At 68.0% G+C, this 11978-nt stretch carries 11 protein-coding genes and 1 riboswitch; all 11 genes read right to left on the reverse strand.

The genetic code is table 11. The features are described 5' to 3' along the window. Positions 1–8: 8 nt before the first annotated feature. Positions 9–221: riboswitch (cobalamin riboswitch) on the reverse strand. A gap of 141 nt (positions 222–362) precedes the next feature. Beyond that, a complete protein-coding gene (locus AB0367_RS04495; protein ID WP_366224757.1) occupies positions 363–1100 on the reverse strand; it encodes an aldolase/citrate lyase family protein in 738 nt (245 codons plus the stop codon). A 26-nt stretch (positions 1101–1126) separates the two neighbouring features. Beyond that, positions 1127–2290 carry an amidohydrolase/deacetylase family metallohydrolase gene (locus AB0367_RS04500; protein ID WP_366224758.1) on the reverse strand — a complete coding sequence of 388 codons (1164 nt, stop codon included), beginning with the start codon at positions 2288–2290 and terminating at the stop codon, positions 1127–1129. A gap of 69 nt (positions 2291–2359) precedes the next feature. Continuing rightward, entirely contained in the window at positions 2360–3202 is an 843-nt protein-coding gene (locus AB0367_RS04505) for a fumarylacetoacetate hydrolase family protein (RefSeq protein ID WP_366224759.1), read from the reverse strand. A gap of 550 nt (positions 3203–3752) precedes the next feature. Next, on the reverse strand, positions 3753–4730 hold the full coding sequence (locus AB0367_RS04510; RefSeq protein WP_366224760.1) for an ABC transporter substrate-binding protein: 978 nt from the start codon (positions 4728–4730) through the stop codon (positions 3753–3755). 138 nt (positions 4731–4868) lie between these two features. Then, positions 4869–5654: an ABC transporter ATP-binding protein gene (locus AB0367_RS04515; RefSeq protein ID WP_366224761.1), complete on the reverse strand. Its 786-nt coding sequence runs from the start codon at positions 5652–5654 to the stop codon at positions 4869–4871. Positions 5655–5680: 26 nt separating this feature from the next. Next, positions 5681–6430, reverse strand: coding sequence for an ABC transporter permease (locus AB0367_RS04520; protein ID WP_366224762.1), 750 nt, complete (start codon positions 6428–6430; stop codon positions 5681–5683). Between the two features lie 61 nt (positions 6431–6491). Continuing rightward, the gene (locus AB0367_RS04525) at positions 6492–7232 is read right to left on the reverse strand and encodes an ABC transporter permease (RefSeq protein WP_366224763.1); all 741 of its coding nucleotides are present in this window, start codon (positions 7230–7232) and stop codon (positions 6492–6494) included. A gap of 298 nt (positions 7233–7530) precedes the next feature. Next, a complete protein-coding gene (locus tag AB0367_RS04530) occupies positions 7531–8757 on the reverse strand; it encodes a hypothetical protein (RefSeq protein ID WP_366224764.1) in 1227 nt (408 codons plus the stop codon). After that, positions 8721–9938, reverse strand: a complete 1218-nt coding sequence (locus AB0367_RS04535) for a VOC family protein (RefSeq protein ID WP_366224765.1) — start codon at positions 9936–9938, stop codon at positions 8721–8723. Before AB0367_RS04535 ends, AB0367_RS04530 begins: the two co-directional genes overlap by 37 nt. Positions 9939–9945: 7 nt before the next feature. Beyond that, a complete protein-coding gene (locus tag AB0367_RS04540; protein ID WP_366224766.1) occupies positions 9946–10464 on the reverse strand; it encodes an aromatic-ring-hydroxylating dioxygenase subunit beta in 519 nt (172 codons plus the stop codon). Then, entirely contained in the window at positions 10461–11786 is a 1326-nt protein-coding gene (locus AB0367_RS04545; protein ID WP_366224767.1) for an aromatic ring-hydroxylating dioxygenase subunit alpha, read from the reverse strand. Before AB0367_RS04545 ends, AB0367_RS04540 begins: the two co-directional genes overlap by 4 nt. Positions 11787–11978 lie beyond the last annotated feature (192 nt).

Raw genomic sequence — 11978 nt, forward strand, 5'->3', positions numbered from 1 at the left:
CGGGCCGATGTGGCCCGCAGTGCGCTGGCAGGTCTTCGGACTCGCGGGCATGACCGGACTCGGTCGCCTACCGGCCGTCGCTTCCCAGACCGTGCGGCCCAGTGCTCGATGACGGCTTTCGTTCCCACTTACCGCTGCGGGGCAGTCCCGGACTCACACCGGGTTCCCTCTTGCGATGCCCGTCCTGGCGGGACGGGCGAACCAGCTGCGGGCAACACCATATATGGGATTCGCTGAGAATAGGAACACCAGATCGTGTGTCGGCGTGTCGCGTGCGTCGCATCACCGTGCGTGACGCCCGAGTGGAGGTCGCCGTGGTGGCATGCGGCGGCGAACGGCGGCCAGGCAAGCCCTGGCCGCCGTCAGTTGCCGTGCCCCGGGGACCTCGCGGCCCGCAGGCCCGCCGCGAGGATCTGCAGGTCCGACCCGACGATCAAGTACCCGGCCCCCGCCAGTCCCTGCGCGGAGGCGGCGTCCACGCTCGCAGACCAGCCGCCGAAGGCCGCCCCTGCCGCCCGCGCGGCCGACGCCACCCGCTCCACCTGTGCTGACAGCTCGTCGCTGGAGGGCAGGCCCAGGCTCACCGACAGGTCGGTGGTGCCGACGAACGCCACGTCCAGGCCGTGGAGCACGTCAGGCCATGGCTCGGCGATCGCGGTCTCGATCTGACCGACCAGCATCGGCGGAGCCTCGGCCTCCGACTGCAGGAAATCCCGCAGTGAGGTAGCGCCGAAACCGGCCACCCTGTTGGCGAGGCTGACCGATCGCTCACCGGACGGGGCGAAGCGCGTCGCGGCCACCAGGCGACGCGCCTGCTCGGCGGTGCGCAGCATCGACAGCTGGATGCCGGCCGCCCCGTTCTCCAGCAGCCGCGCGATCAGCGCCGGCTCGACGGCCGGGACGCGGACCAGCGCCGGTATGCCACAGACCTCGGCGTGCCGAACCAGGCCGATGGCGTCGGCCTCGCCGAGCGTCGAGTGTTCGAGGTCGACGACGACGAAGTCGAATCCCGCGTACGCCGCCATTTCGACGACGTCGGCGTTGGCCAGCTTCACGAAGGTGCCGACCAGGCGGTGACCGGCCGCCAGTTCGGCCCTCAAGGTACGCCGGAGTCCGTGGACCGAAGTCATGCCGAAGCGCCGCCCCGCCACGGGACGGTCTGCACCCGGGCGCCGTTGCGGATGACGATGGCCGGCTCGAAGCGCGGCGCGACGATGGAGTTGCCGGCCGCGTCTGGCAGCTCGACCTCACTCGTCTCGGTCAGCACCGTGACGTCCGCCCGGCCACCGACTTCGAGCCGGCCGTAGCCCTCGGCGTCCAGGCCGAGCAGGGCCGCGGGCGTGACCGTCGCGCGACGAATGCACTCCTCGAACGGCGCGCCGAGCGCCACCAGCTTGGAGATGCTGGTGAGCAGGTCGAAGACCGGGCCGCGCCAGTTTCGGGCGCTGGTGTCCGAGCTGAGGATGTCGGGCAGGAAGCCGGCGCTGATCGCGCGCCTGGCCACCTCGAAGCTGAGGTTGCTCTTGCCGTGCGCCGAGTCGAACAGCACGCCACGCTCGCGCGCCGCGAGCACCTGGGGCAGCACGGCGTCGCCGTCGAGGATGCCGTGCGGCTTGCCGGTGTAGCAGTGCGCGACGACGTCACCGGGGCGCAGGAAGTCCAGGACCACGGGCAGCGGCGCCTCGGTCTCACCGATGTGCACCATCAGCGGCAGCCTTGCCTGCTCGGCGAGGACGATCGACTTCTTGAGCAACGCCTCCCAGTGGTGCCCGACGACATCCTCGGAGAGGCGGATCTTGAAGCCGCGCACCACATCCGGGTTCTCCTCCGCGGTCGCCAGAGCGTCCTCGACCACGAGCGTGTCCGGGTTCATCAGCTCGCCGAAGCGGAAGTCGATGAGGCCGAGCACCGACACGTTGAGGAAGTTCACGACGCGCAGGTCGTTGGCCTCGACGACCAGCTTGCGGAACGCGGGGAACGTCGAGGCCCCCGCCGTACCCGCGTCAGCCACCGCGACGACGCCGCGACGCAGGTGGGCCTCCTCAGCCGGCGCGCCCACCTTCGACACGTGCTGGAAGATGTGGCTGTGCCCCTCGACCAGACCGGGCACCACGGTCGAACCTGTGCAGTCCAGAATCTGTACGCCCCGCGCCGCCAGGTCCGGGCCGATCGCGGCGATCCGGGTGCCGCTGATCGCGACGTCGCAACGCGTGTTGGTACCGGAGGCGGGATCCAGAACGGTGCCACCGGCAAGGACGAGATCAAACTTCAGCAGACTTGGATCTGACACTGGGGACCTCACAGGGTTCGCACGTTGCCGTGGCGGACAGGTAATGAATCAATGCGTGTGGCTTGCCGATCAGCCCGCGCCCGGGCGATCGCACGATGGCGCCTCGACGGTCGTGACGAGCGGCAGGACGGGGCCGACCTCGACGCGGATCCGGTCACCGGGCACGAGGTAGCTGCCGCGATCCTGACCGGTGCCGGCGGGGGTACCCGTCAGCACGACATCGCCCGGCTCCAGCGCTGCGAACCAGGAGATGCGCGCCAGCAGGTCGGGCACGCTGAAGATCATGCCGTCGCTGGTGTCCTCCTGGCGCAGCTCGCCGTTGAGCCAGGTACGGATCGGAATGCGGTCGCGGTCGGCGAACTCGTCCACCGTGCACACCGAAGCACCGAGCGGATTGAAGCCTGGGAAGCTCTTGGCCAGCGTGGGTGCGGCCGTGGCACGCATGACGTCGCGCGCCGTCATGTCGTTCGCGGCGGTGATACCGGCAACGCTCGGCCACACCTGCTCGGCAGCGGCGCGGTAGAGACGCCGGCCGATGACGATCGCTATCTCCCCCTCGTAGTCCATCTCGGCCGTCCGTCCGGCCGGGATCGCCACTTCGGCGTCCGGCGCCAGCACGGCCGACGGCGCGCCGAGGTACAAGATCGGCTCACTCGGCAGGCCACGGCCGGTATGCGCGGCCTTTGACCGGTAGTTGAGTCCGACACCCCAGACCGACCGAGGCGTACCCAAGGGAGCGAGCAGCGCCGCGCCTTGCAGCGACACGCGCCGACGCACCGCGCCGCGGGTCAGAACATCCAGCGATCCCGTTGCTTCGATGACCGCACCAACATGTGGAAACGGCGTGTCGAGGACGGCGATCTCGTCGTTCTCGACACGCCCGACGCCGAACAGAGTAGACACCACCTGCACAGAAGTCATCTTTCAATGCGAGATGGCATCGTGTCAAGCGATACGCTAGGCGTGACGACGAGCACGCGAAACGAGCCCTCATCGCCGCCCAGGTTCCGCGGCGAGAAGGCGTGCACAGTCATTGAAACGGCGTGTGACCTGCGCAGTTACATCCGGGTTCATGGCCGGCCGGGCGCGCACGCCCCATGCACAGGGGCGCCCGTGCGCCGCGATCGGGCGCTGCGAGGCGCCCCGTTGCGCGCACTCCTGAGGCCGGGCCCGCCGAGTTGTGAGCCACGACCCTTCATCGGAGTCCGTCAGTGTCTACTGTGGTCGGTAGCGGCCGGCTCCGGGCATGCGTGAGACTCGTCGCGGTGTGCTTCACCGTCGACGAGACAGTTGTCAGCGGCGGGGACGTCCGGTCAGACGGCCAACCCTCCGCGCGTATCCGGCGGCGCCCCGGCCAGTTCGGCCGTGACGCCGCCGTCAGATGCCGGCCCCGGTCACCGTCAAGGCACCGGTTCCGGGTGGCTCGCCCGTCACCCGCAGGCGAAGGGGCGCAGCCGGGCCGTCACTTGGTGACGACGTAGGACGGGACGAAGTCGGCCGGCTTCGCCGGGTCCTTCACCCGCGCCTGCTCCTTGAGGATGTCGCCCATGCGCTGCAACGACGCCGTGTCGACCTTCGCCTCGTAGATGTTCTCGTGCAGCTTCTTCAGGACGTCGACATTCTGCTTGCAGTTCTTGGCTTCCAGGTCGAACTTCGCGTCGCTGTTCTCCGGCAGGTTGATCTGCTGGTTCGCTTCGATCAGCGACTGCTGAAACGCCTTGAACTCCTTCTCGTGGCTCGTTGCCTTCTTGGCCGCCGCGACGTAACCGGCGAAGGTCAAGCCCTTGCCATTGCCCACCGCCACGTACGGATCGCCGAGGCTGTGCAGGCCGAGCTTCGGGTCGACGTTCTGCGCGGGAACCTGCGCCGCGGCCACCTTGCCGCTGGCGACGGCGGACGCCAGCTCGTTGAACGGCAGCGCGACGAACTTGACGGTCGACGGGTCGCCACCCTTCAGCGTCATCCACTGCGTGGTGATGATCTGGTTGATGCCGCCGATCTCGTTCACGCCGATGGTCTTGCCGTTCAAGCTCTTGGCGTCGGTGATGCCCGAGTCCTTCGCGACGGCGACGGCGTTGGTCCCCTGGTCCTCGACGTTCGTGGTCTCGTAGGCGGTGGCGATCCACTTGAGGTCGATGCCCTGCGAGATCGCGATCATGGTCGAGAACGGGTTGGTGAACGCGAGTTCGATGTCACCGCTCTGCAGCGCCGTGAGGGCGGCGGCACCGCCGGTCGACTTCACGAGCTCGACCTTGACGTTGTTCTTGGCGAAGATCCCCTTCTCCTGCGCCCAGTAGACCGGAATCTCGTTGCACAGTCCCAGCGTGGTGATCCTGACCGTATTACTGCCGCCACTGGCCCCACTGTCATTGCCGTCGCTGGATGAGCCGCAACCGGCGGTCAGTAGCGCGGCGAGTCCGCACGCAAGGCCGGCAGACAACAGTCGCCCAGCTCGCGAGCCTCTCGGACGAGCATTCATGGTGATCCTTCCGGACGTCATTGAGGCAAGGGTGTAGTGATCCCCCGTTGTCATTGCTGATGTCATCAATGCATCGGACGGCGGTGGGCGACGCCCAACTCAACTGACCGTGGTTTTCGCCCCGCCTGGTCGCATGACCAGCCGGAACACCTCACTGCGCAATTCAGCGAACTGCGGGTCGCGCTTGGTCTCGACCTGATCGCGCGGCCTGGGCAGATCGACGTCCAATTCGGCGAGCACGCGTCCTGGACCCGCGGCCATCACGATGATTCGATCGCCCATGTAGACGGCCTCGTCGATGTCGTGCGTGACGAAAGCGACGGTGACGTTGTACTCATGGCGAACCCGCAGCACGAGATCCTCGAGGTCCGCGCGGGTCTGCGCGTCGACCGCGGCGAACGGCTCGTCCATGAGCATGACCGTCGGCTCCACGACCAACGCGCGCGCGATCGCAACCCGCTGCTGCATGCCTCCGGACATCTGCCAGGGATACATGTCAGCGAGGCCGGGCAGGCCGACCGACACCAGTGCGTGCTCCACGCGTTGCCGCAACTCGGCCTTGGGCAGTTTGTACGCGGCGGCGGCCATCGCGAGATTGCGCCGCACCGTCATCCAGGGGAAGAGCGAGCGGCTGTAATCCTGGAACACCACCGACAGCCCCATCGGCGGCCCGTCCACGACACGATCGCCGAGACGCACCTGGCCACCGCTCGGACGCAGCAGCCCGGCCATCATCATCAGCAACGTGGACTTGCCGCATCCAGACGGGCCGACGATGGACACGAACTGCTGCGAGCGCACCGTGACCGACGTTTCGGTCAGGACTTCGCGCGCGGCACCGCCGCGGCCGTAGGTCTTGCGAACGCCCTCTACGTGAAGGTCCATTGCGCCACTCCAGGGGACTGTCATCGTCAAAGGCCAGCCAGGCCGGTGCGCCGCTGCCAGCGCAGCAGGCGCCGCTCCACCACGCTGAAGATCGCGTTGAGGATGATGCCGATCAAGCCGATGAGCACGAATGCGGACCACATACTGAGATACTGGAAACTGGACTGGGCGACCACGATCTGATAGCCGAGGCCGGCCGTCGTCGCATAGAGCTCGGAGATCACCATCAGGATCAGGCCGATACCGAGACTGACACGCAGCCCCGCCATGACCTGAGGCATGGCCGCGGGGACGACGACCCGCCAGTACAACGTCGCTTTGGCAAGCCGAAGGCTGCGCGCGCTGCGCAACCACATGGGGTCGACACCAGCCACACCGTCAGCCGTGTTGATCATAATGACCCAGACACTGCCGAGGAAGATCAGAAAGATGTTCATGCCGTCCGTGACACCGAAGATCTGGACGGCGATCGGCAGCAGCACGGTATTCGGAATCGAGGTGAAGAACCGTACGACCGGGTTGTACATCCTGGCGGCGACACGGCTGCGCCCCAGGATCACGCCTACCGCGATGCCGGCCACGACGGCGAGACCCCAGCCGCGCGCGAACCGGGAAAGGCTCGTGGTCACCTGGTCCCAGAACAGTTCGGACAGGTAGAGCTGCGACGCGTCCGACGAGAGCCACATGGTGGCGAACTGCTGGAGCACCTTGCTCAGCGGCGGGAAGAACACGGAACCGTTGACCCTGCCGTAGATCTCCCACCCGACCAGCAGCACGGCTACCAGCCACACGGCGCTGACCGACTTCGCGAGCCGGCGCGACGCATCCCCGACTTGACTAGGCAACGGGCACCCACCGCACAAAACGGCGCTCCAGCTTGACCAACAAGGAGTACACAAGCGCTCCGATCACACCAAGTAGCAGGACCCCGGCGTAGACGACATCCGGTCGCAACGCCTGGGTGTACTGGACGAGCACGGTTCCAACGCCATAGCGGGCGCCCAGAAGCTCGGTGCTGATGATCACGATCAGCGAGATGCCCACCGCGATCCGGACGCCGGTCAGGATGGACGGGACCGCGCTCGGCAGAGTGACGAACACCTGACGTCGCCACCACGGCCAGCGCAAGGACCGCGCCGCGTCGAGCCGCATGGGTTCGGTGGTGGCGACGCCGTAGATCGTGTTGATCAGAATCGGCCAGAAGATCGCGTAGAGAGCGATCGACACCTTCATCTGCATGCCCAGCCCGAACAGCATGATGCCGATCGGGATCAGGGCCGTCGCCGGCACGGACCGGAACGTGTTGACGACGACCTCGGTCGGGCGCTGCAGGAAGGTGATGCTGCTTGCCGCCAGCCCGATGAAGATCGCGACACCGGACCCGATGAGCACCGAGATGCCCCAACTCGCGGCCGTGTCACCCGCCGCGTCGAGGAACTCGTGGTCACCGAGCACCGTCGGCAGCGCACGGGCCACGGACCACGGGCTCGGTAGCGATGCTTCAGCGACGATGTGCAGCGACCCGAGCAGTTGCCAGACCAACACGAGACTGGCAAGCCCGAGCGCCGCGAACGCCACGGACGAGAGCTTGCCCTCCTGCCGTTCCCGTTCCATAGAGGCCTTCCTCCGTGGCGAGTCAAGTCCGACGGTCGTCGCCCGGTCGAGGACGTCGAGCCAGGATCGGAGTGGACTGGAGTGGACTGTGCGACCACACGAATTCACCAGCACCGAGGGCCTGGTTACAGATCATGGTGGGTGTGTCGAAGGACACTATCCCAGCCCCGAGGCACCGTCAATGGACGGGACAACGTCTCGTATCTCAATACGGAAACCGGCCCGGCGCCCCAAGGGTGCCGGGCCGGCGCATCCGGCGATGTCACACGCCGGTCGGGTCCGCTCGACGCTCGAGCGATGGTGACGGTTCGGCGAGCAGGGCCGCGTAGATACGGCTGAACGCGATCAGCTGATCGACCGCGAGCGTCTCCCGGCGGGGATCGGCGGGCGAGCGACCGCTCTGCGGCCCGAGCCGCACCGTGTCGATGCCGTGAGTGCGCAGCACGACGCCATCGGTCGATCCGGTCCATCCGGCGATCGGGGGCGGCGCACTGCCGAACTCGGCCTCCCACAGCCGCCGGGCGGCGCTCACGATGGGGGCGTCCCGCGGCGTGCCGGCCGCGGGGTGTAACGGCTCGGCCGTGACGCCGACGGTGCAATCCCCGAGCGCGGTGCCGGCCATCGCGGCCCGCAGATGAGCCTCGACCTCCGCGGCCAGGTGGACCGGGTCCTCCCCCGGCATGGTGACCACGTAGAGGTCGAGCCGCACCTGCGCGGGCAGGAGGTCCGGCTTGGCGGTCGATCCGCAGCGGATCGCCCCGATCCCGGCCTGGGGGCCGATCTGCCCCGCCGGGGGGCGGCTGGCCAGGTAGCTGTCGCGCCAGGCACTGACGGCGGCGAGGATCTGGCCCGTATGCGCCGCGACGCCCCCGGACGGTACCGCCGAATCGGGAGCCAGCGCCGCGCCGTAGCCGCCGGTGACCCGCACCCGCAGGTACAGCGCGCCGGGCTCCTCCCACAGCACCGTCGGCGGCCCGCACTTGGCCACGATCGCGGCCGGCGGGCGCGGATGGTGCGCCAGATACGCCAGTACACCCGCGGCCGCACCACCGCGGCGGTGCGTCCCCGAACCGGCGAGCAGAAGGCTGCCACGGCGGGCGGTCACGAAACCGGCCAGTGCCGCCGCCGCGGGCCCGCGCGCCACGCCCAGCCCGAACCCCTCGACCTGGCCGTCCCGCACGCGCAACGGACCGGAGCCGTCCGCCCGGCCGGTGATCGCGGCCTCGGACTCCGCCGCGTTCAGCGACGTGTCCAGGTGCGAGTACAGCAGCGGGCCGGCGCCGCAGGCCGCCACCAGGTTCGCCCCTCCGGCCGAGTACCGCTGCACCGCCCAGGCGATGTCCGGCCACCGCGCGGCACACCAGTCCCGCAGCGCCGTGGCGGCGGCGAGCTCGTGACCGCGCGGGGCCGGTGTCGCGTCCAGAACGCGCAGGACGTCGAGGACCTCGGCGCTCAGAAACGACCCCAGTCGTCTGAGGCCGGGCGCCACACGTCGATGTTGCGCGGGTCGGCCGGCATCCTGCGGGGACGGTGGGTCTCGTGCTCCTCGGGGGTGAAGACCCGGTGGCGGTCACAGAGCTCGAAGCGCGGGCCGAACTTGAGATCGTGCATGTAGAACGCGATCGACGTCGACGCGGAGTGGTTGACGATGTCCGAGGCGATCGGCGCGCCCTTGTACAGCGCCCGCGCCCGCATCCGCATGACGTGATCCAGGCTCTTCATGGCGAAGCACAGGTGCGCCACGTAGTGCTCGGTGTTCTTCTGGATGGCGAGGCTGTGGTGGTAGCGGTCCTCGCACCGCAGGAACGTGGTGGACCCGACGACGTAGTCGGAGTGCAGGAAGCCCAGCACGTTGGTGTAGAAGTCGAGGCTCTCCTCGTAGCGCGAGGTCGCGATGAACGGGTGCACGAGGTCGAGCGGGCGGATCTCGATGTGCGGCGCCTCGGCGTACTCCTGGAACTCCGTGAACAGCTCGACGATCAGGCCGTCCGGGTCCTTGACGGCGAAGCCGTTGTCGCACAGCGCCGCCTGGCGTTCCTGCAGCGGCAGCACCTCCAGGCCGGCGTTGAGCACCCGCTTGCGCAGCTGCTCGAGCACCTCTTCGCTCTCGACGCTGTAGCCCACGGCCACGGTCCAGCCGTTCTCGCGCTCCGGCGCGTTGATCAGCTCGATCGAGTGGTGCTCGATGTCGGCGCGCAGGTACGCGTACTCGTCGGTGCGCTGCTCGAGCTGCAGCCCGACGTGGTACTCGAGGAAGTCGATCGTCGCCTGCATGTCGGGCACCTCGATGCGGGCGTACTCCATGCCGTACGGCCCGCGCGGCCGCTCGCTCTTCGTCATCTGCTGTGCCCTTCTGGCGGCGGCCTCCGGCCGTTCGGTGTACTCGTAAGCCGTGATCGCCTGCTGGGCGATCACCGGTCGCCACGTCTGGCGCACGAAGCTCTCGTGCGAATCGCTCTGCAGGTAGCCGAGCAGGTCGTCGCCGGTGGCGAACTCGACGGACATGGTGTGCGTGAAGGTCGTGTCCCGGGTGCTGATGTTCTGGCCCATCGACCAGTTCCGCATCGCCGGGTAGCGGTCCGGGAACGTCGCGAGCGTCGCGAGCACCGACTCGCGGACCTCGGCGGGGACCTCGTCCTTGAACCGGAAGGAAAGCGTGTGCCTGATCATGGCGTCCCTAAAGAATGAAGCTGAGGCGCGCACCGGCCGGCAGCGCCTCATGCGTGAGGATGGACCGGCGCAGCCAGAAACGCAGTCCATCGTCCGTGGGCAGCAGGAGGTGCTCGTAGCGCCCGACGTAGGTGTCGAACTGCCCGTCACGCGCGCGGTGCACCACGAACGACGCGGTCACCCGAAGCTTGTCCTCGTGCGCGAAGGCGCGCACGTTCGAGATGAGCCGGTGCGTGCGCGAGTGCGGGTTCTCGGCGTGCGCCTTGCGCGACTTGAGCCGCTTGACCCTGGCCAGCAGCAGATCGTAGTCGTCGTCGACGAACGAACCGGACTCGTGCAACGACCAGCCCGCGTAGTCGGTGGTCGGGATCTCGTAGCGGGCACCCTGCGCGAACAGCGCCAGCCAGTCGTCGTAGCGCCAGGCGTCCAGGATGTCGGCCTCCTCGTAGAGGAAGTCCTCCACCTGCGCCCGGCTCAGCGCGTGACCGGCCACGGTCACCACGCCGTATTCGCCTACGGCTGTCATCGCACGTCCCGTCCTTCCAGGAAACTCGCCGGCCGCTTGCCATCGACCCGCAGCCCGTTGTCGATACCGACGGCGCTGACCCAGTGCCGCCAGAACCCCCGCATCGCGCCTTCGTCAATCGATCTGCCCTGCACGCCCTTCACCTCGTCGACCATGCCGCGGGACATGTCGCTGAAGTCCAGTTCGCCGCGCCGTTCGTTGGCGGTGGCCTCGATGCCACGCTGCACCGCCTCGTACGCCTCGATGTCATCGGGCGTCGCCAGGCCACCGGGGCCGACGAAACTGACGACCGTCTTCATCCGCAGCGCGCGGGAGGCCGGGTCCTCGACGCGGGGCACGAGCTGCCAGGCGCGCACGTCGGTCTGAGCGGCGCTGACCGGTTCGAGCTGGCGGATGGACAGCCCCTCGATGTCGAACAGGAGCAGGTTGGGGAACACGAACAGGATGTGGCTCTCGTCGGCCACGTAGTGCGCGCGCTGCTCCCCGAGCCGCTCGGTCATCTCCTTGCGGTGGGCCGCGGTGCGCGCGCGCTCGTCCTCGCCGAAGCGCGGCTCCCAGATCATGCTGATCCGCCCGCCGTGCCCGGTCAGCACGAGCAGCGAGTGGCCGTTGCCGAGGTTGTAGGCGTACTGGTCGTCGTCGGTGACCGCGAACCCGTTCTCGCGCAGGTATCCGACGAACGTGTTGTGCGTGGGCGAGAAGTGGTAGCCGTCCATCGCGTTCTCCACCGCGAGCTTCCAGTTGCCCCGCACGCTGTACAGCTGTACGCCGGGAAGCGTCGTCATGCCACTGACGTGCTGCTGCTCGATCATGGTCATGTAGTCGGCCGCATCGCCGAGATGCTCCAGCAGCGGCGGCACGTCCGGGTTGAAGGACACGAAGACGTAACCCTCGTGCGTCTCCAGGCGCGGCACGGCCCGCAGCTTCATGCTCTCGCGCAGGCCCTCACTGCCCTCGTACGCCGAGTCGTCCGGGATCGCGGCGACGTCACCGTTGTTGCGGAACGTCCACGCGTGGTAGAAGCACTGGAACAGCTTGCTGGAACCTGTCGTCTCGCGGCACAGCACGGTGCCACGATGCGGGCACGAGTTCAGCCAGGCGCGCACCTCGCCGTCGGTGTCCCGGCAGAAGATCAACGGCCGCCCGGCGAGTGTGCGTACGATGAAGTCGTTCGGCTTGGCGATCTCGGTCTCGTGCCCGAGATACAGCCAGTTCTGCAGCCAGACGTTGTCCCGTTCGCGGTCGAAGATCTCCGATGAGCGGTACGCCTCTCGGTTCACCCGGAACGTCAGCCGGTCCCAATCCTCGACGATCATCGGCATGCCTGCTCCGTCGCGACCCGCCTGCGGCATGGAGATCCGCTCCTTCGCTCGTTCAGATTATCATGCATCATGAGATGCCATCTCACAATGCGCTAAGACTGTCCCAGCCGGCGAGGGGTGTCAAGACTAGCCCGCAAGTGCGCGGAGGTGTTGACGACGCAAGGTCCGCTTGCCATCATGGCGTCTCGCAAT

The sequence above is a fragment of the Dactylosporangium sp. NPDC051484 genome, assembly GCF_040689395.1.
Classification (GTDB): domain Bacteria; phylum Actinomycetota; class Actinomycetes; order Mycobacteriales; family Micromonosporaceae; genus Dactylosporangium.